The sequence below is a fragment of the Streptomyces sp. NPDC029466 genome (assembly GCF_055574515.1).
The window spans coordinates 13666-37353 of record NZ_JBVHZH010000038.1 but is presented as its reverse complement, the minus strand read 5'-3'; the positions used below and the strand labels follow the sequence as shown (position 1 = coordinate 37353).

Below are 23688 nucleotides of genomic sequence, written 5' to 3'. Positions count from 1 at the left end.
CCTGATCCGAACGACAGGCCCTACGTCACACTCCCCGGGCACTCCGGCACCTCACGGGTGTTCCGCGTCCGCACCCCCGGCAGCCAGCCCCGCACCCCCTGCCCGCTGGTGACCAGATACCAGCGGGTGGAGGTGATGCCCGCTTCGTCGCGGACCATCCGGCCGTCCGTCACCACACAGCGCGCGGCCAGCGCATCGCCGTGCCAGACCCGGCCCGCGGAGTTGCCGCGCGCGGCATACTTGGCGCGCGGATCGTTGGCCAGCCGCAGCGCGCACTCCAGGGAACGCCCCGTGCGGCAGGCCCGTTCGCTGTTGTAGACCGTGATCTTCACCGTGGGGGCCGGTCCCGCCGGCTGGAGGGAGACGGGCCCGGGGCGCACCAGCCACCACACCCCCAGTGCCACCGCTGCCACCGCCGCCGCCACAACGAGCACGACCATCCGCGGCCGCCTTCTGGACAGCGGCACCGCTGCCGGTGCCTGCGCGGCGCCCGGCTCCCGGATGCGGTCCCACAGGCCGGGCGGTGTCTCGATCTGTTCGTCCGCGAGCCGCAGCCGGGCGCGCAGCAGCGCCTCGGCATCGTCCCCGCCGCCGGCGCCGCGGCCACCGCCGTAGCCCGGCCCGTCACCGCCCGCCGCGCCCGCACCGCCGTCGTACCGTGGCCCCACGTCCACCGTGCCGCTCACCTCCCGGCCTGCCCGTGCTCCGATTCAACGAGGTAGGCGCGCAACCTGTCCAGCGCACGGGCGCGATGGCGGGCGGCGGTGCCACGATGCACCTTCATGATCTTGGCGGCCTGGTCGATGGTGTAACCGTCGAGGTCGACGAGGATGACGATGCCGGCCTGCCGGTGCGACAACTTCCCGAGCAGGCGCACCGCTTCGATCTCGGACTGCCGCCGCTCCACCCCGCCGTCCCAGCCGCCCGGCGCCCCACCAGGTGCCCCGCCGGCGCCGCCGCCCGCGCCGGCCTCCTCGACGCCCTCCAGGCCGTCGACCAGCACCTGGCGCCGGTCCTTGCGGTAGGTGTCACGGGCGACGTTGAGGACGGCGGTGAAGGCATAGGCGTAGGGCTCGGGGTGGGCCAGGAAGCGCTGGGGGCGGGCCGCGAGTTTGAGATAGGCCTCGTGCACCACGTCCTCCGCGGACTGTCTCGATCCGGCCAGCATCACCGCCCTTCGGTACAGGCGGGGCAGCAGCCCGCAGAAGACCTCGTCGAAGGTGGGTGACGCGGCAGACGAAGCTGACGACGCTCTCGCATCGGCCATGTACCGGAACTCTCCCCCGTGCTCGGCTACGGACGCGGCCGCAGTGGACGCTACCCGCGCGGACGACACGCAATCAGGAATCCAGCCCCCAATCTCCCCCGAATCCACCGCAGATCATCCCGGAGGTACGGGAAACCACACCTGCGGGTGGCGCCCGCTCCCGGCCCTTCACATCTGACGCTCCATCAGATTCAATGAAAGACATGATGGGACATGCGGGAATGGCGGCCACGGTCGTGCGGTACCTACGCTCCGTCGGCGCGCCCACGGCGGCGGCCGCACCGTCCCCCGCCCCCGCGCCACCGCGGCCCGCGCTGCGCGCCGTACGCGAGGACGAGCGCGCCCCTCTGGACCCGGCGGAATTCCGCTCCGTCCTGGGGCACTTCGCCAGCGGCGTCACGGTCATCACGGCCCCCGGGGAGCCGGGCCCGGCCGGATTCGCCTGCCAGTCCTTCGCCTCGCTCTCCCTCGACCCGCCGCTGGTCACGTTCATGGTGGCGCGTACGTCGACCACCTGGCCGCGGATCGCCCGCGCCGGGGTCTTCTGCGTCAATGTGCTCGGCGCCGCACAGGGCGATCTCTGCCGCGGGTTCGCGGTCAGCGGCGGCGACAAGTTCGCGGGTGTCCCCTACGGGGCCGCGCCGGTGACCGGTTCACCGCGGCTGGCGGACGTCCCCGCCTGGATCGACTGCACGGTCCAGGCCGTCCACACCGGCGGCGACCACCTCATCGTGGTCGGCCGGGTCGAGGCGCTCGGCACCGACCCGGTGGCCGCCGGGAACGGCCCGCTCCTCTTTCACCGGGGGGCCTTCGGGCACTTCGTGCCGTGAGGCCGGCGGTACGCCGACGAGCACCGGCCCGCCCGGCCCCGGGGCCTCCCCCACGGACTACAGGCCCGTCGCGAGAAGGCCGGTGCCCAGTACGAACGCGGCCAGGAAGCCGGTGCCCACGACGATGATCATCAGCCAGACGGTCCGCCGGGCGCCGGTACCCCGTCCGGCGACCGCGGCGAGCAGGGCCGCGGGCACGGCGGCCACGGTGAGCGCCAGCCAGCACACGAGGTAGGCCCGGGGCGGCCCCACCGAGCGGGCGAGGAGCGCGAGCACCGTCCCGTACGCCAGGGTCGCACCGGCCGCGGTGAACGGGGCGGCGACCGCCGTCCACCACCACTTCGGCCGCCCCTGCCACCCTCCCCACCGGGCCGCCAGGCGCGCCAGCCCCAGCGTGGGCAGCACCAGGGTGGCCGCCAGCACGAAGCCGGGGACGGCGCCCAGGACCAGTGCGAACGGCAGCACGAAAGCCGCCATGAACCCATTGCCGGACGGGCCCTCCTGGGTGAAGGAGTACAGGGTCAGCCCGACCGTCGTGATGGTGGCCTCGGCCAGCAGCGCCGCCATCGAGACCAGCAGGGTCCGGCCGCTCCAGACCGGGCCGAGGGGGCCGGGCTCGCCGGTACGCCCGGGCGTACCGACCGCCCCGCCTGCCCCGCTCCCGTCGATCTCACCAGCCCCTTCAACCCCTTCAGCCGTACCGGCCCCGTACGCCGTGGTCACCATCCCCCATCACTCCTCTCACCGGGATCATGCCCCGGGAGGGGCCGCGTCTCACCAACTGGGCGCTCTCCAACGTGTGTTGGGCATCACGCCTGGGCCGCGGCCACCCGCCCGTCCCCGGCGCCGGCCCGCCCCTGCCGGATGACCAGAGCCATCAGCGCCGCGACGGCGCACAGGGCGCCCGACGCGTACCAGACCGGGTTGTACGTGCCGAACGCGTCGCGCGCCAGGCCGCCCAGGAAGGCGATCAGCGCGGCGCCCACCTGGTGGGCGGCCAGCACCCAGCCGAAGACGATCGCGGCGTCGTCCCCGTAGTGCTCGCGGCACAGGGCGAGGGTCGGCGGGACGGTGGCCACCCAGTCGAGACCGTAGAAGACGATGAAGAAGACCATCGGCGGATGGACGGTGTCGGACAGCAGCAGCGGCAGGAACATCAGCGACAGGCCGCGCAGTCCGTAGTAGGTGGCCAGCAGCCGGCGGGTGTGGAAGCGGTCGGTGAACCAGCCGGACGCGACGGTCCCGGCGATATCGAAGATGCCGATCACCGCGAGCAGCGAGGCGGCCGCCGTCATCGGCATGCCGTGGTCGTGTGCCGCGGGTATGAAGTGCATCTTGACCAGGCCGTTCGTCGTGGCACCGCAGATCGCGAAGGTGCCCGCCAGCAGCCAGAACGGACCCGTACCGGCCGCCGAGAGCAGCGCCCGTACGGCACGCCGGGCCGCGCCCCGCCGCGGCGGCGGCTTGGGGACGAACTCCGCTGCCCCGTACGGCGCGACGCCCACATCCGCCGGGTGGTCGCGCAGCAGCAGCCACACCAGCGGGACGACGGCGAGCGCGGCGAGCGCGACGGTCACCGCGGCCGGCCGCCAGCCGTACCGCTCGACGATCCAGGAGAGGGCCGGGAGGAAGATCAGCTGTCCGGAGGCGCCGGCCGCGGTGAGGATGCCGGTGACCAGCCCGCGCCGGGCGGTGAACCAGCGGCCGGTGACCGTCGCCGCGAAGGCCAGCGCCATCGAGCCGCTGCCCAGCCCCACCAGCACGCCCCAGTACAGGACGAGTTGCCAGCTCGTCGTCATGAAGACGGTGAGCCCGGCGCCGATCGCGATCACCGTCAGGGCGACCGCCACCACCCGCCGGATACCGAACCGGTCCATCAGCGCGGCGGCGAACGGCGCCGTCAGCCCGTAGAGCGCGAGGTTCACCGACACCGCGAAGCCGATGGTGCCGCGCGACCAGTGGAACCCGTCGTGCAGCGGCTCGATGAGCAGGCCGGGGAGGGAGGCGAAGCCCGCCGCGCCGATGAGGGTGAGGAAGGTGACGGCGGCGACGGACCAGGCCCGGTGCGGGCGGCGCCGGCCGGGCACGGGGGCAGGGGCGGGGACCGCCTTGCGCAGAGGCAGTTCGGGTGTCTGGGTCACCGGAGCAGCTTCGTTTGTCACCCCTGGCCGGAACGAGTGGCCGGAAGGCCAGGGTTCCTCAGGATCGGGCCAGGCCCGCCCCAGGACCCGGTCAGAAGGTCAGCACCCCCCGGGCCACCCGTCCGTGATGCGCGTCGTCCGCCGCCCGCGCGAAGTCCTCCACCGGATACGTCCGGGTCACCAACTCGTCCAGCAGCAGCCGCCCTTCGCGGTACAGCCGGGCGTACAGCGCGATGTCCCGCTGGGGCCGCGCCGACCCGTAACGGCAGCCCAGTATCGACTTGTCCAGGTACATCGAGGACACCAGGAACGACGCCTCCGCGGTGGCCGGCGGCACCCCGAGCAGCACCGCCTGGCCGTGCCGGTCCAGCAGATCGACGGCCTGCCGGATCAGCCGGGTGCTGCCCACACACTCGAAGGCGTGGTCGGCGCCGGTCGGCAGGATCTCCTTCACCGCCTTGACGCTGTCCGCCACCGCCGACGCATCGATGAAGTGCGTCGCCCCGAACTGCCGGGCCACGTCCTCCTTCGCCGGGTTGGCGTCCACCGCCACGATCACCGACGCCCCGGCGATCCGCGCCCCCTGGAGCACATTGAGGCCGATCCCGCCGGCCCCGATCACCACGACCGAGTCCCCGCGGTCCACCTTCGCCCGGTTGAGCACCGCCCCGACACCGGTCAGCACCCCGCACCCGATCAGCGCCGCCGAGGTCAGCGGAATGTCCTCGGCGATCTTGACGGCCTGCACCGCCTTGACGACCGTGCGCTCCGCGAACGCCGAGTTCGACGCGAAGCTGAACAGCTCGCGCTCGCCCTGCCGGAACGGCTTCTGCGGCATCCCGATCGCCTTCCGGCACATCGTCGGCCGCCCCCGGTCGCACTCCGCGCACGCCCCGCAGTTGGCCAGCGTCGACAGCGCGACATGATCGCCGGGCAGCACATGGCCGACGCCCGCGCCGACGGCCTCGACCACCCCCGCCCCCTCGTGCCCCAGCACCACCGGCACCGGGAACGGAATGGTCCCGTCGATCACCGACAGATCGCTGTGGCACAGCCCCGCGGCCCGGATCCCGACCAGCACCTCACCAGGCCCCGGCTCCCGTACTTCCAGATCGTCCACGACCCGGGGCTGCTCGCCGTCGAATATGACGCCTCTCATCACCGCTCCAGTCTGGGCAGGCCGAGCACACGCTCGGCGATGATGTTGCGCTGGATCTCGTCCGAGCCGCCGTAGAGGGTGTCGGCCCGGGTGAACAGGAACAGCCGCTGGAGCGCGTCCAGTTCGTACGGCGCCCGCGCGCTCCAGTCGACGGGCCCGAGCGCCGCCGCGGCCCCCCGCACCCGCATCGCCAGCTCCCCGAGCCGCTGATGCCAGCCGCCCCACAGCAGCTTCGCCACACTCGGCGCCCCCGCGTCCCCGGCGGCCCCCAGGGTCCGCAGCGCGTTCCACCGCATGACCTGCAACTCGGCCCACTGCCGTACGAGTTGCTCACGCAGCACCGGATCCCGCAGCGACCCACAGTGCACCGCTTCGGCGATCACGGCGGCCAGCTCCGCGGCGAACCCGATCTGCTGCACGAGCGTGGACACCCCGCGCTCCCGCGCCAGCAGCCCCATCGCCACCCGCCAGCCCGCGCCCTCCCCGCCCACCACATGCGGCGCCCGCGCCCCGTCGAAGAACACCTCGTTGAACTCCGCGGTCCCCGACATCTGCCGGATCGGCCGCACCTCGATCCGCCCCGGCTGATCCATCGGCACCAGCAAAAAGGACAGCCCCCGGTGCCGCCGCTCCCCCGGATCGGTCCGGGCCAGCACGAAGCACCAGTCGGCCTCCCCGGCCAGCGACGTCCAGATCTTCTGCCCGCTGACCCGATAGCCACCGCCGTCGCGGACCGCCACCGTCCGCAGCCCCGCAAGATCCGACCCCGCCTCCGGCTCGCTGTAGCCCTGGCACCACAGCTCCTCCCCCCGGGCGATGGCCGGCAGAAACCGCCGCCGCTGCGCCTCGTCCCCCGCCGCGATCAGCGTCGGCGCCAGCAAGTTCTCCCCGATGTGGCCCACCCGCCCCGGCGCCCGGACCCGCGCATACTCCTCGGCCCACACGACCTGCTGGGTCAGACTCCCCACCCGGTTCCCGTACGCCCCCTCCGCACACTCCCACCCGAGCCCGATCCACCCCCCACTCCCCAACTCCCGCTCCCACTCCCGCCGCACCTGGGCACCTTCGTGCTCACTGCCGGGACCGCCCTGCCCCGCCAACTCGGCGTAAGCACCGATGAAATGACCCGAAAGCCACTCCCGGGCCTCCGCCCGAAATACCTCGTCTTCTTCCCCGAACTCAAAGTCCACAACGCCCTCCCACGCCCACCCCCACCAACCTCACAACCACCCACCCACGGGAGGGGACGGGCCGGAGGGGGGGGGGGGGGGGGGGGGGAGAAGAAAAAAAACCCCCCCCCCCCCCCCCCCCCCCCCCCCCCCCCACCGCACCCCGACAGCCCCGCGCAGCGGACCGGCCCGCCGCCAGGCGCAACGGTGGGGAGGCCACAAGCCGACCCGAGCCACAGCCCCGCGCAGCGGCACCGCCCGCCGCGTGGGGGTACCTCCCACGCCCTTCAGGCAGTGGGGGAGCAACGGCGAGAAACCCCCACGGCGGGACAGCCGAAAACGCGGGGCCGCCACCTACCGACTCGGCCGCGCCTCCGCAGCGGCGGAAGCCATCGCCGAAACCCGCGCAAGCATCGGCATCGGATCCGCCCCCACGGACCCCGGCAACACCTCCGCCACCCGCTCCGGCGTCCACCCACCCCCGTCGGCGTACACGGAGCGCAGCTCCACCGGCTGGGCCCACACGGCGATCTTCGGCCCGGCGACCGTATAGACCTGGCCGGTGATCTCCCGGGCCCGCTCGCTCAACAGATAGACGACCAGCGCCGCCACATCCTCCGGCTCGCCGATCTCGGTCAGCTCCATCGGCACCTTCTCCGACATCCGGGTGCGTGCGACGGGCGCCACCGCGTTGGCCGTCACCCCGTATTTGTGCAGCCCGAGCGCGGCGCTCCGTACCAGCGAGATGATCCCGCCCTTCGCGGCTGAGTAGTTGGCCTGGGAGACGGAGCCCTGGTGATTGCCGCTGGTGAAGCCCAGCAGGGTGCCGGATTTCTGGCGGCGCATCACCGCGGCCGCCGCCCGGAACACCGTGAACGTCCCCTTCAGATGCGTGGCGACGACCGGGTCCCACTCCTCCTCGGTCATGTTGAAGAGCATCCGCTCGCGCAGGATCCCGGCCACACACACCACACCGTCGATCCGTCCGTACTGCGCCAGCGCGGTGTCCACGATCCGCTGGCCGCCGGCCATGGTCGACACATCGTCGGCGACCGCGGTCGCGACGCCGCCCGCCGCCTCGATCTCCTTCACCACGGACTCGGCGATCTCGCTGCTGGGTGCACCGCCGTCGATGGCGACCCCGTAGTCGTTGACGACCACCTTCGCGCCCTGTTCCGCGCAGGCCAGGGCGACCGCCCGGCCGATGCCGCGGCCCGCCCCCGTTACGGCGATCACTTTGCCGGCCAAGAAGTTCCCCATGCCGTGACCCTTCCCGCAGTTTCTGACGGACCGTTAGATTTTTGAGCAGACCCGGTACGAACACAAGACCCCGGGCCGAACCGGCCCCGGCCGCCCCGAGGAGGCCCCATGCCCCTGCCCCAGGAGTTCCATGACATCGCCAAACGCGTGAACAACTGGGGGCGTTGGGGCGCGGACGACGAGATCGGCACCCTCAACCTGATCACTCGTCAGGTCGTTCGGGAGGCCGCCGGCAGCATCCGCAGCGGGCGCCGGATCCCGCTCGCGCTCCCCCTCCGGCAGGACGGCGTACAGACCGGCGTGATCCCGGGCCGGGTCAATCCGCTGCACACCATGACCGCCATCAACCAGGAGATCTTCGGCCCCGGTACGGTCGCGACCTCCGACGACGCGGTCACCATGGGCCTCCAGGCCGCCACCCACTGGGACGGCCTGGCCCATGTCTCCCACTCCGGGCGGCTCTACAACAACCGCCCCGCCGGCTCGGTCACCGCTCACGGCGGCGCCACCGCTCTCGGCGTGGAGAAGGCCACCCCGATCGTCTCCCGCGGCGTCCTCCTGGACGTCGCCCGGGTGCACCGCACCGAAGGGCTGCCCGGCGGGCACGCCGTCACCCCGGAGGACCTGGACGCCGCCGAGGAACTGGCCGGGACGAGGGTCCGGGCCGGCGATATCGTCCTCGTCCGGACCGGACAGCTGCGGCACTACCTCGCCGGCGACCGGCAGGGCTACGCCTTCCCGTCACCCGGCCTGTCGCTGCGCACCCCGGAGTGGTTCCACGCACGCGAGGTCGCGGCGGTCGCCAACGACACCCTGACCTTCGAGATCTTCCCGCCGGAGATCGAGAACCTGTGGATGCCGGTGCACGCCCTCCATCTCGTGGAGATGGGCATGCTCCAGGGCCAGAACTGGAATCTGGAGGAGCTGTCGGCGGCCTGCGCGGAGGAGGGCCGCTTCGCCTTCTTCCTGTCCGCGGTGGCCGAACCGTTCGTCGGCGGGTCCGGTGCGCCGGTCGCCCCCGTGGCGATCCTCTGAGCCGGCCGCGTCGGGTCGCCGACCACACCGGCCGGCGACCCGACGGCGCCCGGCCGGTCGGGCGGCGGTGCGCTCATGCGCGCCCCGAGCACGGCACCGCGGACCGCCACCCTCCTCCGGCTCTCGCCGGGCCCCCGACCGGGCCGCGATCCGCACTCGCCAAGGCCCGGGCCGGAATCCCGGTCCCCACGACCTCGGCGTCCCCTCACGGCGCATCGCTTCACCCAAGAGTGATCAACTGAGCACGCCACGTCAACACCTGGTCCGGACTAAACGCATGACGACCGGTTTGCCGGATCTGATGGCGGAGCACCGGTTGTGCGCCGGTCGTCTCGATTACGCCTGGTGCGTCACGGTGCGTGACACCGCACAAGAGGGCTCATACGTCCCGAGATCGGCCCCTGTCGCCATCAGCAGCGGGCGGCCGCGGTCCACCTCGCACCAGATCCGCTTGCCGGCGCCGTCCTGCTGCCAGCCCCAGCGGTCGGCCAGACCGTCGACCAGCTCCAGGCCGCGGCCGTTGGTGTCGTCGCCGTCGGCGTGCCGCTGGCGCGGCGGGCGGGCGCTGGCGTCCCGCACTTCGACCCGGACCGTACCCACCACGGCCCCCGAGCCGGAGAAACACATCCGCAGCTCGGCCGCCGTGCCGGTGTGCACCACGGCGTTGGTGACGAGCTCGGAGATCAAGAGGATCAATGTCTCCGCGAGTGGCTCATCGATCCCTATGCCGGAACCCACGAGCCGCGACCGGGCCCACCGCCGGGCCCGCCCCACCTCCGCGGGGTCAGGCCGTACGTCCAATTGCACCTGAAGCACCTGCACCGCTCACACCATCCGAACCGGCGGAAACATCGCCTCGCGCCTCCACGGAGTCACGGTGCGTGACCCCGGCGAAGCACAGCATGGTTGACGTTCAGTCACCCCAACAAGCGCTTCGGGCATATTCCAGCGCAAGGGAGTATGCATCCTGCATACTGTGCGACGCACTTTGCGGGGAGTCGAACAAGGGGGGCAACCCGGGCCCTGCCTGAGGCGAGCGGCGCGCAGTCCGTACCCCGGAGCCGTCCTTCCGACGGCACCGGGTTCGTTGCGCCACAGAACCACTCGCACCCAACGGAGAGTACCCGAGCGGAACGCCGACTCCCCCCTGTAACGAGTCACGCCTAGGACACAACCCGATATCGACACTCCGTGACCGCTTCTGCGTAGTGAGTCCGACATTCCGTACACGGAGTGCCACAGTCTGACATCGGCCGCCACCGCACACCCCGCGGACGACCTTCACCTCCGCGCCGTCAGGCGAGCAGGCCCGCGGCCAGCAATTCCTCCGCCTCACCCGCCGTTCCCCAGCGTTCGGCGTGCCACCAGGCCCGCTTGAGGTGCAGATGGACATCGGCTTCCCAGGTGAAGCCCATTCCGCCGTGGACCTGCACACAGTCCCGGGCGTTGCGCACCGCGGCCTCGTCGGCGAGAAGTTTCGCGGCCGTGATGTCGAGAGCACTCTCCGTGACCGCCGCCGCATACACCGCACTTCGGGCGATTTCCGTGCGTACCAGCATCTGCGCGCACAGCTGCTTGACGGCCTGGAACGAGCCGATGGGGACGCCGAACTGCTCGCGCTCGCGGGCATGGCCGGCCGCCATCTCGACCGTGCGGACGGCGCTGCCGAGCTGCTGGGCCGCGGTGAGCAAGGCGGCCTCGCGGCGGAGCCGGGGCACGTCCACGGCCACGGGGTCGGTGCGCGGCAGGTCCAGGACGCGGGCGAGCGGAGTGAGGGGATCGACGGAAGCAAACGGGGCGCAGGTCACCCGGTCCGGCGCGCTCCGGTACGCACCGCCCGTGCGCCCCTGTGCGCCCTCCGCCCGGCCTTCGGCCTCGCCGCCGACCGGACCGTCGCCGTCCTCCAGCAAGATCAACTCATCGCAGCCGGACGGGTGTTCCCACAGCAGCGGCTCCCGCGCCCCGTCGCACAACCCGGCGATCCGCTCGCCGGCCGCGACCCCGTCCACCACCCCGGCCAGCAGCTGGCACGCCACCAGCGGTCCCGGCAGCAGCGCCCGCCCGGCCTCCTCCAGGACCAGGACTGCCTCCGGCAAACCCAGCCCCACCCCGCCGTCCCGCTCCGGCAGCCGCAGCGCGAAGAACCCGGCCGCGCCCAGCTCACGCCACAGCGCACGGTCCGGTGCGGGGTCCTCGACGGCCGCCCGCAGCCGGTCCCGGCCGAACCGCCCGGCCAGCAGCTCCCGGGTGCCGTCCTTCAACGCCCGCTGTTCCTCGGTGAGTTGGAAGTCCACCGCCCGGTCACCGCCCCTTCGGCAGGCCGAGAAGGCGCTCGGCGACGATGTTCTGCTGGATCTGCGAGGTACCGGCCGCGATGGTGTACGAGAGGGACGACAGCCGGTCCGCGACCCATGGGTGATCCGCGTCCAGCGCACCGGCGCCCAGCACCTCGGCGGCCGTGTCGTACAGCTCCTGGCGGGCGTGCGAATAGCGCAGCTTGAAGACCGAGCCGCCGGTGCCCGGGACGCCGCCGCCCCGCTGCCCCCCGCGCGCGGCGCCCCGCATCGCCTCGCTCACATTCCACTGGGTCAGCCGCCACAGTGCCGTGAACTCCGCGCTCAGCCGGCCCAGTCTGCGGCGCAGCACGGCATCGTCCCAGCGGCCGTTGGCGCGGGCGGCCCGGGCGAGCTCGCCGAGCACCCGGCGGCAGGCGACCACTTCGCCGACGAAGGCCGTGCCGCGCTCGAAGGACAGCGTCACCATCGTCACCCGCCAGCCGTCGTTCTCCGCGCCGACCCGGTTGGCGACCGGGACCCGCACCTCGTCGAGGAACACCTCGGCGAACTCCGCCGAACCGGCGAGGGTGCGCAGCGGCCGGACGGTCACCCCCGGCGCGTCCATCGGCATCGCCAGCCAGCTGATGCCGCGGTGTCGGGGCGCGGCCGCATCGGTGCGGACGAGGAGTTCGCACCAGTCGGCGACCTCGGCGTGCGAGGTCCAGATCTTGGCGCCGCTGATGACGTAGTCGTCCCCGTCGCGGACGGCCCGGGTGCGCAGCGCGGCGAGGTCGGAGCCGGCGTCCGGTTCGCTGAAGCCCTGGCACCAGATCTCCTCGCCGCGCAGGATCGGCGGCAGCCAGCGGGCCCGCTGCGCGGCGGTGCCCTCGGCGGCGAGCGTCGGCCCGGCGTGCAGCAGTCCGACGAAGTTCGCGCCGACATAGGGGGCCCCGGCGCGCTCGGTCTCCTCCAGGAAGATCAGGTGCTGGGCGGGGGTGGCGCCCTGCCCGCCGGCGTCCCGCGGCCAGTGCAGGCCCGCGTATCCGGCGTCGTACAGCATCCGCTGCCAGGCCGTGTCGTACGCCCGGCGGCCGGGCCAGTCGGTCGCGGCGGGCGGTGCGGGAAGCTTCGGCAGCACCTCGTCGAGCCACCGGCGCAGCCGGGCCCGGAAGTCCTCCTCCTCCGGTGTGCAGCTGAGGTCCATGGCGCGGCTACTCGACGGGGTCCGGGCCGGGCCCGTGGACCGCGGTGCCGCACAGCTGCGGGTGACCCGTCGCGTCGTCGACGCCCTCCACCGGATTCGCCATCGTCCGCCCCTCATCCGAATCTGATGCACCGTCAGAAATAGGCTAGCCCCGGCCCCTCTGGACCGGCAAGGCACCGGCCTCTACTCTCGGCAGTCGACCTGACGCATCGTCAGTGAATGGCGACAGGAGGGGCCGATGACCGGCACCACCCTCTGGGACCTGGTGGCCTGGCGCGCCGCCCGCACCCCCGGCGCCCCGGCCCTCATCCAGGGCGCCGAATCCGCCCGGCAGGAGCGGCAGATCAGCTTCGGCGCCCTGCACCGGCGCGCGGAACAGGTCGCGGCCGGCCTGTACGAGCGGGGCGTACGGCCCGGCAGCCGGGTCGTCTGGCAGCTGCCGACAAGGATCGAGACCGTGCTGTTCAGCCTCGCGCTGGCCCGGATCGGCGCCGTCCAGAGCCCGGTGCTGCCGCTCTACCGCGCGCACGAGACCGGCCAGGTACTGCGCCGCACCCGCGCGGCCTTCTTCGCCGTCCCCGGCGTCTGGCGCGGCTTCGACCACCGCGCGATGGCGGACCGCCTGGCCGCCGGCCTGCCCCGTCCGCCCCTCGTCATCGAGGCCCACGACTCACTGCCCGACGCCGACCCGGCCGTCCTGCCCCCGCCACCGGACGACGACGACACGGTCCGCTGGATCTACTGGACCTCCGGCACCACCGCGGCCCCCAAGGGCGTGCTGCACACCGACCGCAGCCTGCGCACGGCCGGGCACTGGCTGGGCGCGGCCCTGCGCCCCGTCCCGTCGGACATCGGCTCGATGGCCTTCCCGTACGCCCATGTCGCCGGGCCCGACTACACCGTCATGCTGCTGGAGCACGGCATCCCCGCCGTCCTCCTGGAACACTTCGCGCTGCCCGGCGCACTGGCCGCCTACCGCCGGCACCGCGTCACCCTCGCCGGTGGCTCCACCGCCTTCTACGCGCTCTTCCTCGCCGAGGCGCGCAAGCTGCCGCCCGGCCGCCGGCTGCTGCCGTCGCTGCGGCTGCTGGCCGGCGGCGGCGCGCCCAAGCCCCCCGCGCTGTACCACGAGGTGGTCGCCGAGCTCGGCTGCCAGCTCGCCCACGGTTACGCCATGACGGAGGCCCCCATGGTGACCATGGGCGACCCGTACGACAGCCCCGGAAACCTCGCCCACACCGACGGCCGGCCGCCCGCGGGCATGGAGATCCGGATCGCCCCCGGCAGCGGCGAGATCGCCCTGCGCGGCCCGGCCGTCTGCCGCGGCTACCTCGACGAGCCCGCCCCCTTCGACGCCGACGGCTTCCTCCGCACCGGCGACCTCGGCCACCTCACCCCCACCGGGCACCTCGTCATCACCGGCCGCCTCAAGGACATCATCATCCGCAAGGGCGAGAACATCTCCGCCCAGGAGATCGAGGAACTCCTCTACCGCCACCCGGACATCGCCGACGCCGCCGTCATCGGCCTGCCGGACCCCGAGCGCGGCGAACGCGTCTGCGCGGTCGTCGAACAGCCCCCGGATGCCGGGGAGTTGACCCTCGCCGCCGTCTCGGCGCAGCTGCTCGCCCAGGGCCTCGCCCGGCACAAGCTCCCCGAACAGCTGGAGCTGCTGCCCGCCCTGCCCCGCGGCGGCACGCTGCGCAAGGTCCTCAAACAGGAGCTGCGGGAGCGGTTCGGGGGCGGCGGGGCCGGGTGACGCCGCGGCCTCAGCCCGGCCGGTAGGCGCTCGTCGCCTGGGTGTAGAGCTGGTCGACCTCGTGCCGGCCGCGGTCCGGGCCGATGACGAGGACCAGGTGGTAGCGGCCCTTGTGGATCATCGCGAGGTTCCGTACGTACACCTCGCGGCCGCTGCCGTCACGCCAGGAGAAGGTGCCCTCGGCCATCGCCGTCTTGCCGACATCGATCCGCTGGAGGCCGGAGGCCGAGGCCCAGCCGGAGGAGCGGTACGGGGCCAGCTCGGCTTCCTTGTTCTGGAGGTACGCCATCGGGTCGGTGCCGAAGCGCGCCGTGGTGTCGCGGCCGGGCACCACCACCAGCTCGTAGTCCCCGCCGACGTACCGCACCTGGCCCCGGTCGTTCGCGCCGCGCCGCTGCCAGCCCTTGCGGACCGCGACCTGGAACCCCTCCGGGTCGCTGCGTACCTCGAAGCCCTTGGCGACCTCGGCGGGCGCGGTGGTCTGCGGCGCCCCGGTACCGGCCGAGGCCCGGTCACCCTCCTGGTCACCGGACGGCGCCGGGTCGGCGGGCGCCGCACCCGAGCTGCCCGTACGGTCCGCACCGCGCTCACCCGCCTTGGAGTCCGGGCCGGACCCCGGCAGGAACGCCATCGCATAGACGACCGCGCCGACGAGCAGCAGCAGGATCGCGGTGAGCAGCACCCGGCCGAGGTGGCGCGACCCGCGCGCCGGGCGGGCGGCGGCGTCCGGTCCTGACCGGTCCGGTGTCCGCCGGTCGTACGGGTCCCGGTCCGCGGGCCCGCGCTCTCCGGGCGCCGGTCTGCCGGGCCGGGCCGGGCGGGCCGGTCTGGACTGCCGGAGCGGCTTCGGCTGCTTCGGGGGGCGCGGCGGGCGGGTGGTGGAGACGAGCGGGGTGGGCTCCTCCGGGGCCGGTGCCCGCGGTACGGGCGGTGCGGGCGCGGCGGCCGCCACGACGGCCGGGGCCGGCTGCGGCCGGGTGCGGCGGGCGGTCCGGGTCTTCTTGTGCCGGCCCTTCCGTACGAGTTCGCCGCGGCGCCGCACGATCGGCAGCCGCCGCGGATCGGCGCCCTCCGCCGGCATCGTCACCAGCCGGCTGCCGACCGCCGGCTCCGGCGCCGTACGGATCAAGGAGCGCAGCCAGCCGCTCAGCTCCTCGGCATCCGGGCGGTCGGCCGGGTCCTGACGCAGCAGCGACTCGACGACCGGCCGCAGCGCCCCGCACTCCTCGGCGTCCGCGGGCGGCTGCGAACAGACCAGCTGGGCCAGCTCGACGGCGCTGTCCTCGGGGAACGGCGCCTGCCCCTGCACGCTCCGAAAGAGCAGCGCGCCGACCGCCCACAGATCGGTGGCCGGGCCGACCGGCGGCGCCAACTGCCAGTTCTCGTGCACCGGTCCGGCCTGCTCCGGCGCCCAGCGCTCGGTGAGCGGGCCGACGACGGTCAGCCGCGCCTGCCGGGCCCGTTCGGCGGCGAGCCCGGCGGTGGGCCGGCCGTAGGCGGGGCCGGTGGTGGTGGTGTCGTCCGGTGCGGGCTTGGTCAGCGAGGTCTTGGCGGCCGGGGCATCCGGCGCGGGCTCGTCCGGCGGGTCCCCCGCGGTCGGCGGCTCGGTCCCGCACAGCGCTTCCTGCGCCGCGGCCGCCGCCAGACCGGTCAGGATGGCCCGGCCGTCGTCGCAGACCAGGACCGTATGGGCGGTGATGTTGCGGTGCAGCCGGCCCTCCGCGTGCAGCACCCGCAGCACGGTGAGCAGATCCGCGGCGATCTCCGCGGCACGGTGCGGGGACAGCGTCCGCTCGGCGAGCAGCGCGGACAGCGGGCGGGCACGCAGGAGTTCGGCGACGATCCACAGGCTGCCGTCCTGCGCGAAGACATCGAAGACCTGCTCCAGCCGGGGGTGGTCGGCGAGCTGGGCCGCGGTCGTGGCGGCCTCCAGCGCGCGTCGTACGGCCGGGTCCCGGGGGCTGCGGTCGGCCACCCCCGCTCCGGCGGTCAGCCGTGCGGCACCGTAGCGGCCGCCGACGGCCGCCCGCTCCGCGGGCCCGGCCGGCTCCGCACCCACGACCTCCGCTTCGACCACCTCGGGCAGCGGCACCTGGCGGACCAGGACCTCCTGTCCGCTGAACGTGTCGAATGCCCGGGACTCGGTGAAGTCGTCATCGCCGAGGGGCCGCAACGGCAGGCGGTATCGCTCGGCGAGCACCCTTCCCGCGTACTCGTCCACGACGCCTCCCCGCAGCGCGCGCTGTGTCTACCGTCGCGCCGGAACGCCCTCGGCGCTGGGCGCCTCCGGTCACTTCCGGTCGTATTCCCGCCGATTGCGGATGCGTACGGTCTTCGCGGTCTCACGATACGTGCCAGAACCGCGGCTTGCGGGCCGGTCTGCGCAACGACGCGCGCTCTGTCCCCGCATCGCCCGGCCCGCACCCCGGTCCCGCGCTCAGTCCTTGATCGCGAAGGTCTTGAACGCGGTCGAGACCACGTTCTGGCACTCCTTGTCCGGCCACTTGTCCTTCTTGCAAGTGATCATGATGGCGTAGCCGTGCTGGTCGTCGGCCCGGAAGCCACGGTCGAGGACCCGGACGTCCTGGCCGTGCTGGCGCCGTGTGAAGGACCAGTCGGCGACGGTCGGATAGCCCCGCCACTTCACCGTCTTGATGCTGATGCGGTGGTAGTCCTCGACGGAGCCGCGCACGGCCGGCTCCAGGCTGCGCCAGGAAGCCGCCGCGTCGCTGCCGGGCTCGGCGTTGTAGTCCACCTGGACGCGGGGGAAGCCGCCCGAGGCGCTGTAGATGACGCCGGAGCCCTCCCCCGCGGTGCCCGTCTGCTTGAAGCCCTTGGGCATCGCCATACCGAAGTGGAAGGCACCGTTGGACATCCGGGCGAAGCCGTCCGGCACCGCCTTGTCCCCCTTGCCGTCCTCGCCACCGGTGTCGCCCTTGTCCTCGGCCGGGCTGACCCCGCCGGGCGGCTGCGGCTCCGGCGAGCCGGGCCCGCCCTGCTTCGCGTCCTCGCCCGTGTCGGCCGATTCCGTGGAGGGCTTCGCCTTCGCCGCGGACGACGACTTGTCCTGCTTGCCGGCCGGCTTGCCACTGTTCTTCGCGGTGTCGTCGCCGCTCAGCGCGACGGCCAGGACCGTGCCCAGCACCGCCAGGACGACGACCACGGCCACGATGACCAGGGTGCGGCGCGGGACGACATCGGTCACCGAAGCGCGGGTCGCCGGGCGGTTCCCGTCAGCGGGTCTGGAGTCCGCACGGGCTCGCGCGGCGGCGGCCGCCGCACGGACCGTCTGCAGCGCACCGCGCAGCCGCTCCTTGGCGGCCTCGGTGTCGAATCCGGGACGGGTGAGCGTCGGACGGGACGCGGCGGAGCCGGCCGGGTCCGCGCCGGCCTTCTCCCCGGCGGCCGGGGCGGCCGTCCGCTGCGGGCGCTCGGTCCGCTCCGGGGTGCTGGTCGCGGCGGCCTTGGCGCTGCCGGCCTCGGCTGCGGCCTTGCTCCTGCCCGCCGTGGCACCGTCGGACGCCGGAGTGCTGCCCGCCGCCGGCTCCGCCACCGGGACGGCGGCCGGCTTCGGCTTCGGCTTGCGCGGCACCCGTGACTTCGCGGCGGGCTTCGGCTTCGGCGCGCTGTCAGGCTTCGCCCTGGCCCGCTCCTTGGGCACCGTCGGCAGCACCATCGCCCGGGTCTCGTCGAGCGGGGGCTCGGGCTTTCGCGCCTCGGGGGCGTGCACCACGTCCAGCAGCAGCGCCCGTGCCCCGGCGTCGTCCAGCCGGCCCGCCGGGTCCTTCACCAGCAGGCCGTAGATGACCTCTTCCAGCCCGCCGGCGCTCTTCGGCGGCTCGACCGGCTCGGTCATCACCGCCGTGAGCGTGGCGATCGCCGAGCCCTTGTCGTACGGCGGCACGCCCTCGACGCAGGCGTACAGCAGCCCGCCCAGCGACCACAGGTCGGCCGGCGGGCCCGGCTTCTGGCCGCGGGCGCGCTCGGGGGAGATGTAGGAGGGGGCGCCGACGAGCATGCCGGTCGAGGTCACGGAGGGGTCGCCCTCGACCTGGGCGATACCGAAGTCGGTGAGCACGACCCGGCCGTCATCGGACATCAGGACGTTGGACGGCTTCACATCGCGGTGCAGGATGCCCGCGGCGTGGGCCGCGCGCAGCACATCGAGCACCGCCAGGCCGACCTCGGCGGAACGGCGCGGGGTGAGCGGGCCGTCGTCCCGGATGACCTCGGCGAGCGAGCGTCCCTCGACCAGCTCCATCACGATCCACGGGCGGTCGTCCTCGTCGACCACGTCATAGACCGTCACGGCGCCGTTGTTCCGGATCCGGGCGATCGCCTTGGCCTCGCGCAGCGTGCGGGTGATCAGACGACGCTTCTCGTCCTCCTCGACCCCGCCCGGGAAGCGCAGTTCCTTGACTGCGACCGTACGGCCCAGGACCTCGTCACGTGCCCGCCAGACCGTGCCCATGCCGCCCCGGCCGAGAACATCGGCGAGCCGGTACCGCCCGGCGAGCAGCCTGCCCCCCTTGCCGTCCATCTCGACCTCGTCGCCCACTGCATCCCCTCTGCAATCCAGCCGAGTTGGCAGCTTCGACATCCCATCGATCACCAAACTGGCCCAACTCGGACAACCCACCCTGGCAGAGCCTTCATTCTCCCTCATCCGCGGCCGTGCGGAAGGCCCGGGTGGGTGCCGAACAACACCCTGCACCCGTCATGATGGCCCCGACGAACGGGAGTCCCGATGACGAAGCGCCCGCCTCGCCCGGCCGCGGCCCGCGCACTCCGCCCGGCGGCGCCCCCGGCGGGCCGGCGTCACGCCATGGTCCGTACGGGCGCGCTGGCGGTCCTCGCCACGCTGCTCCTGACCGCCTCCACCGGCCAACCCCGCCTCGCCCCGGTGGCCCTGAGCCCCGCCCGGCCGCCCGCGCGGACGGCACCGGCGCTGCACCGCCTGGTCGGCGACGGGATCCCGGGCGCGGCCGCCCTCACCACCCGCACCGGTTTCCCCGCCGCGCGCTTCTCCACGGCCGGTGTGGCGGATCTGCGCAGTGGCCGCACCATGGGGCCCCGGGACCATTTCCGGGCCGGCAGCCTCACCAAGACCCTGGTCGCCACGGTCGTCCTCCAGCTGGCCGCCGAGCACCGGCTGGCCCTTGACGACAGCGCCGCCGCCCACCTCCCGCCGGGTCTGCCGGTCACCGGCCCCGGCGACCGCGGCGGCCTGCACCGGGTGACGATCCGCCAGCTGCTGGACCATACGAGCGGTTTGTTCAACTACACCGACGATCCCCGGCTCGCACAACAGCTGTTCGGCACCGGCTTCGGCGCCCACCGCTACGACCGGCACACCCCCGCCGAGCTGCTGCGCACCGCCCTGCGCCATCCGCCGGCGGCCGCCCCCGGCGCCCGGTACTCCTACTCCAACACCAACTACCTCGTGCTGGGCCTGGTCATCCAGGCCGTCACCGGGCGCCCGTACGCCACCGAGATCCGCCGCCGCCTCCTCGTCCCCGCCGGGCTCCACCACACCTCGTTCCCCGGCACCGTCCCGGCGCTGCCGAGGCCGCACGGCAGGGCGTACTCCCACATCGGCGACCGGCGGGTGGACGCCACCTCACTGGACCCCAGCTGGGCGGGCGCGGCCGGCGAGATGGTCACCACCCTGGGCGATCTCAACCGCTTCTTCTCCGCGCTCCTCGGCGGCCGGTTCCTGGCGCCCCGCCAGATGGCGCAGATACGCAACGAGCAGCACACCGGCGGCACCTACGGCCTCGGCCTCTACGCCACCGAGCTGCCCTGCGGCGTCACCGTCTGGGGCCACAACGGCGAGATCAACGGCTCCCACGCCCGCACCGCCGGCACCGCCGACGGCCGCCATGTCCTCAGCTACCGCGTGAACACCGACACCCACTCCGCCCCGGTCCGCGACACGGCGGTCCTGACGGCGGAATTCTGCGCCGGGCGCGGCGGCCGTTAGAGCCTGCCGCTAGAGCGGCACGATGTCCGGCGCCCCCAGCCGCGCCGCATCCGCCGTCAGATCGTCCGGCTGACGCTGCGATTCGCGCTCCGCCTCGACCCGCTTCCGGTAGTGCGCGATCTCCTTCTCGACCTGGTCGTCGTCCCAGCCCAGCGCGGGCGCGATCAGCTCGGCGACCTCGCGGGCGCTGCCGGTGCCCCGGTCGAAGGTCTCGATGGAGATACGGGTGCGCCGGGTCAGCACGTCATCGAGATGGCGGGCGCCCTCGTGGGTGCAGGCATAGACCGCCTCGGCCCGCAGATAGTCGTCCGCGTGCGTCAGCGGTTCGCCCAGCGACGGATCGGCCACCACCAGCTCCAGCAGCTCCTCGGTCAGCGAGCCGTAGCGGTTCAACAGATGCTCTATACGGGCGACATGCAGTCCGGTGCGGGCCGCGATCCGGGCCCGCGCGTTCCACAGCGCCTTGTAGCCCTCGGCCCCGACCAGCGGCACATCCTCGGTCACACAGTCGGCGACCCGCTGGTCGAGGCCGTGCACCGCCTCGTCCACCGCGTCCTTCGCCATCACCCGGTACGTCGTGTACTTGCCGCCCGCCACCACGACCAGCCCCGGCAGCGGGTGCGCGACGGTGTGCTCCCGCGACAGCTTGCTGGTGGCGTCCGACTCCCCGGCCAGCAGCGGCCGCAGCCCGGCGTACACCCCCTCCACGTCGTCCCTGGTCAGCGGCGTCGCGAGGACCTCGTTCACATGCTCCAGCAGATAGTCGATGTCCGCGCTGGAGGCCGCCGGATGCGCCTTGTCCAGATCCCAGTCGGTGTCCGTCGTCCCCACGATCCAGTGCCGACCCCAGGGGATGACGAACAGGACGCTCTTCTCCGTCCGCAGGATCAGTCCGGTCGTGGAGTGGATCCGGTCCTTGGGAACCACCAGGTGAATCCCCTTGGAGGCCCGGACATGGAACTGCCCGCGTTCCCCGATCAGTGCCTGGGTGTCATCCGTCCACACCCCGGTGGCATTGACGATCTGCTGCGCCCGGATCTCGTAGTCGCCGCCCCCCTCGACGTCCTCGACCCGTACGCCGACCACCCGCTCGCCCTCGCGCAGAAAGCCCACCGCCCGCGCCCGGTTGGCGACCTGCGCCCCGTAGGCGGCCGCGGTCCGCACCATCGTGGCGACATAGCGCGCGTCGTCCATCTGCGCGTCGTAGTACTGGAGCGCACCGACCAGCGCGTCCCTCTTCAGACAGGGCGCCACCCGCAGCGCCCGCTTCTGCGACAGATGCCGATGCACGGGCAGGCCGCGGCCGTGCCCCGACGAGACCGACATCGCGTCGTACAGCGCCACACCGGAGCCCGCGTACCAGCGCTCCCAGCCCTTGTGCTGCAGCGGATACAGGAACGGGACCGGCTTGACCAGATGCGGAGCCAGCCGCTCCAGCAGCAGCCCCCGCTCCTTCAACGCCTCTCTGACCAGCGCGAAGTCCAGCATTTCCAGATACCGCAGACCGCCGTGGATGAGCTTGCTCGACCGGCTGGACGTGCCCGAGGCCCAGTCCCGCGCCTCGACCAGTCCGGTGGACAGACCGCGGGTCGCCGCGTCCAGCGCGGTCCCCGCGCCGACGACGCCGCCGCCGACCACGAGAATGTCGAGCTCCCGCTCCGCCATTCGGGCGAGCGCCTCGGCCCGCTGCGCCGGTCCCAGTATCGCTGTCTTCACCGCTGCCTCCCGCTGTGATCGGGGCCACACCCCCCGTCCGTCGATTCTGTCCACGCTGCGTGCCGGTATCCACCCTTCGCTCCGGGCGGCAACACCCCGCCGCCTTGATCCACCAATCCCTATTCTGGGTCAAATATCCGCTTAGTGTATTTATGCGCCCTCCGCACACGTCATGCGCACACGCCATCCGCAGTCGCTCGGGAAGGACGGCCGCAGCATGCCCGCAGACCTCGCCGTCATCGGACTCGGTCACCTCGGCCTCCCACTCGCCCAGGCCGCCACCGCCGCCGGCATCGGCACCATCGGCTACGACCCCGACCCGCCCGCCGCCGCGCTCTCCGGCGCCGACGGGCCGCTGTCCGCCACCGAACTCCGCCGGCTGCTCTCCGCCGGCTTCCGCACCACCACCGACCCCACCGCGCTCGGCCGGGTCCGCACCGCCGTCCTCTGCACGCCCACGCCGCTCGGCGAGGACCGCGCCCTGGACCTCACCGCCCTGGCCGACGCCGCCCGCACCCTGGCGGCACAGCTGCGCCCGCACACCACGGTGATCCTCGAATCCACCGCCTACCCGGGCACCACCGAGGAATTCCTGCGCCCCCTCCTGGAGGAGGGCTCGGGCCTCACCGCCGGACGCGACTTCCACCTCGCCTGCTCCCCCGGCCGCCACGACCCCGGCAACCGCACCCACCGCTACGCCAACACCCCGAAGGTCATCGGCGGCCTGACCCCCGCCTGCACGGAAGCGGCCGCCGCCTTCTACGGCCGCCTCACCGACAAGGTCGTCCGCGCCCGCGGCCCCCGCGAGGCCGAGACCGCCAAGCTCCTGGAAACCAACTACCGCCACATCAACATCGCCCTGATGAACGAGATGGCGGTCTTCTGCCATGAGATCGGCGTCGACCTGTGGGACGTCATCCGCTGCGCCGAGACCAAACCGTTCGGCTTCCAGGCCTTCCGCCCCGGCCCCGGGGTGGGCGGCCACGCCGCACCCATCGACCCCAACTACCTCGCGTACAAAGGCCGTGCGCCGGGCCACCCGCTGCGCATGGTCGAACTGGCGCAGGAGGTCAACGGCCGGATGCCGCGCTATGTCATCCAGCGCTGCGCCACCCTCCTCAACGAGCACGGCAAATCCGCCCGCGGCGCGCGCGTCCTGCTGCTCGGCGTCACCTACAAGCCGGACATCGGCGACCAGGCGGGCTCCCCGTCCCGCGAGATCGCCGCCCGCCTGATGGAACTGGGCGCCCACCTCACGTACCACGACCCGTACGTCCCCGAGTGGCACGTGCTGGGTCGGCCCGTGCCTAGGGCCGACTCGTTGTACGAAGCCGCAGCCGCCGCGGATCTGACGGTCCTGCTTCAGCCGCACCGCACGTACGACCTCCAGGGCCTGGCCGTGAAGGCGCAGCTGCTCCTGGACACCAGGGGCGCCACTCCGACGGGTTCCGCGCATCGTTTGTAGCCGCACGTTGTCGTCTGCGGCGCCGTGTCGCCTCCGGCGGGGGTGGGTGAGGTTTGGGCGGGGGCCGCTCTGCTGTGTGGTGGGTGCCGGGTTCGGTCCTCCGGGGCCTGGGGGGGGGGGGGGGGGGGGGGGTCGCTTTTCTCCCCCCCCCCCCCCCCCCCCCCCCCCCCCCTCCGGCCCGCCCCCTCCCGTACGGACGGCGACCCCCGCCCGGTGGGGGAAATGTCAAAGACCAGTAGTGCGGCCGCGTCGTGGTACGGGCCGAGCTACTGGTCTTTGTCTTTCCTTCACCCCCACCGGGGTGGGGTCCCTCAACTGCGGGAGGGGGCGGGGCCGGAGGGGGGGGGGGGGGGGGGGGGGGGGGAGGAAGAACGAAAACAACCACCCCAAAAAACACCACACCACACCACACCAAAACAAGAGA

Annotated in this window: 18 protein-coding genes; 5 read left to right on the top strand and 13 right to left on the bottom strand. The window is 73.2% G+C overall.

Annotated features, from left to right (window positions below):
* Nucleotides 1-20 precede the first annotated feature (20 nt).
* Together ACZ4XD_RS26340 and ACZ4XD_RS26335 are read right to left on the bottom strand one after the other, a co-directional pair.
* The gene (locus ACZ4XD_RS26340) at nt 21-674 is read right to left on the bottom strand and encodes a hypothetical protein (protein ID WP_468046006.1); all 654 of its coding nucleotides are present in this window, start codon (nt 672-674) and stop codon (nt 21-23) included.
* 8 nt (nt 675-682) lie between these two features.
* Nucleotides 683-1267 (bottom strand): RNA polymerase sigma factor, encoded by a 585-nt coding sequence (locus tag ACZ4XD_RS26335; protein WP_468046004.1) that lies wholly within the window; start codon nt 1265-1267, stop codon nt 683-685.
* Between the two features lie 194 nt (nt 1268-1461).
* Between ACZ4XD_RS26335 and ACZ4XD_RS26330 the strand changes: the two genes are divergently transcribed.
* Nucleotides 1462-2097 (top strand): flavin reductase family protein, encoded by a 636-nt coding sequence (locus ACZ4XD_RS26330; protein ID WP_468046002.1) that lies wholly within the window; start codon nt 1462-1464, stop codon nt 2095-2097.
* Nucleotides 2098-2154: 57 nt separating this feature from the next.
* Here the strand turns inward: ACZ4XD_RS26330 and ACZ4XD_RS26325 are convergent, their stop codons facing one another.
* From ACZ4XD_RS26325 to ACZ4XD_RS26305, 5 genes are all read right to left on the bottom strand, one after another.
* On the bottom strand, nt 2155-2823 hold the full coding sequence (locus ACZ4XD_RS26325; protein ID WP_468046000.1) for a hypothetical protein: 669 nt from the start codon (nt 2821-2823) through the stop codon (nt 2155-2157).
* 83 nt (nt 2824-2906) lie between these two features.
* The gene (locus tag ACZ4XD_RS26320; protein ID WP_468045998.1) at nt 2907-4238 is read right to left on the bottom strand and encodes an MFS transporter; all 1332 of its coding nucleotides are present in this window, start codon (nt 4236-4238) and stop codon (nt 2907-2909) included.
* Nucleotides 4239-4329: 91 nt separating this feature from the next.
* The gene (locus tag ACZ4XD_RS26315) at nt 4330-5397 is read right to left on the bottom strand and encodes a Zn-dependent alcohol dehydrogenase (protein WP_468045996.1); all 1068 of its coding nucleotides are present in this window, start codon (nt 5395-5397) and stop codon (nt 4330-4332) included.
* Entirely contained in the window at nt 5397-6587 is a 1191-nt protein-coding gene (locus tag ACZ4XD_RS26310) for an acyl-CoA dehydrogenase family protein (protein ID WP_468045994.1), read from the bottom strand. Before ACZ4XD_RS26310 ends, ACZ4XD_RS26315 begins: the two co-directional genes overlap by 1 nt.
* A 333-nt stretch (nt 6588-6920) precedes the next feature.
* Entirely contained in the window at nt 6921-7826 is a 906-nt protein-coding gene (locus ACZ4XD_RS26305) for an SDR family oxidoreductase (protein ID WP_468045992.1), read from the bottom strand.
* 108 nt (nt 7827-7934) lie between these two features.
* Between ACZ4XD_RS26305 and ACZ4XD_RS26300 the strand changes: the two genes are divergently transcribed.
* Nucleotides 7935-8861: a cyclase family protein gene (locus ACZ4XD_RS26300; RefSeq protein WP_468045990.1), complete on the top strand. Its 927-nt coding sequence runs from the start codon at nt 7935-7937 to the stop codon at nt 8859-8861.
* Between the two features lie 336 nt (nt 8862-9197).
* On the opposite strand, the gene ACZ4XD_RS26295 is transcribed toward ACZ4XD_RS26300, so the two are convergent.
* From ACZ4XD_RS26295 to ACZ4XD_RS26285, 3 genes are all read right to left on the bottom strand, one after another.
* Nucleotides 9198-9683, bottom strand: coding sequence for an ATP-binding protein (locus tag ACZ4XD_RS26295; RefSeq protein ID WP_468045988.1), 486 nt, complete (start codon nt 9681-9683; stop codon nt 9198-9200).
* A 473-nt stretch (nt 9684-10156) separates the two neighbouring features.
* The gene (locus tag ACZ4XD_RS26290) at nt 10157-11155 is read right to left on the bottom strand and encodes an acyl-CoA dehydrogenase family protein (protein ID WP_468045986.1); all 999 of its coding nucleotides are present in this window, start codon (nt 11153-11155) and stop codon (nt 10157-10159) included.
* A gap of 7 nt (nt 11156-11162) precedes the next feature.
* Nucleotides 11163-12341 carry an acyl-CoA dehydrogenase family protein gene (locus tag ACZ4XD_RS26285; RefSeq protein ID WP_468045984.1) on the bottom strand — a complete coding sequence of 393 codons (1179 nt, stop codon included), beginning with the start codon at nt 12339-12341 and terminating at the stop codon, nt 11163-11165.
* Between the two features lie 238 nt (nt 12342-12579).
* Between ACZ4XD_RS26285 and ACZ4XD_RS26280 the strand changes: the two genes are divergently transcribed.
* Nucleotides 12580-14100 carry a class I adenylate-forming enzyme family protein gene (locus tag ACZ4XD_RS26280; protein ID WP_468045982.1) on the top strand — a complete coding sequence of 507 codons (1521 nt, stop codon included), beginning with the start codon at nt 12580-12582 and terminating at the stop codon, nt 14098-14100.
* Nucleotides 14101-14110: 10 nt separating this feature from the next.
* On the opposite strand, the gene ACZ4XD_RS26275 is transcribed toward ACZ4XD_RS26280, so the two are convergent.
* The gene (locus ACZ4XD_RS26275) at nt 14111-16321 is read right to left on the bottom strand and encodes a protein kinase (RefSeq protein WP_468045980.1); all 2211 of its coding nucleotides are present in this window, start codon (nt 16319-16321) and stop codon (nt 14111-14113) included.
* A gap of 216 nt (nt 16322-16537) precedes the next feature.
* Nucleotides 16538-18658 carry a serine/threonine-protein kinase gene (locus tag ACZ4XD_RS26270; protein ID WP_468045978.1) on the bottom strand — a complete coding sequence of 707 codons (2121 nt, stop codon included), beginning with the start codon at nt 18656-18658 and terminating at the stop codon, nt 16538-16540.
* Nucleotides 18659-18847: 189 nt separating this feature from the next.
* On the opposite strand from ACZ4XD_RS26270, the gene ACZ4XD_RS26265 reads away from it, so the two are divergent.
* Nucleotides 18848-20083: a serine hydrolase domain-containing protein gene (locus ACZ4XD_RS26265; RefSeq protein WP_468045976.1), complete on the top strand. Its 1236-nt coding sequence runs from the start codon at nt 18848-18850 to the stop codon at nt 20081-20083.
* Nucleotides 20084-20092: 9 nt separating this feature from the next.
* Here ACZ4XD_RS26265 and ACZ4XD_RS26260 read toward each other — a convergent pair whose 3' ends face one another.
* Complete coding sequence (locus tag ACZ4XD_RS26260) at nt 20093-21799, bottom strand: glycerol-3-phosphate dehydrogenase/oxidase (protein ID WP_468045974.1); 1707 nt, start codon at nt 21797-21799, stop codon at nt 20093-20095.
* 217 nt (nt 21800-22016) lie between these two features.
* On the opposite strand from ACZ4XD_RS26260, the gene ACZ4XD_RS26255 reads away from it, so the two are divergent.
* On the top strand, nt 22017-23264 hold the full coding sequence (locus ACZ4XD_RS26255) for a nucleotide sugar dehydrogenase (RefSeq protein WP_468045972.1): 1248 nt from the start codon (nt 22017-22019) through the stop codon (nt 23262-23264).
* The last annotated feature ends 424 nt before the right edge of the window (nt 23265-23688 follow it).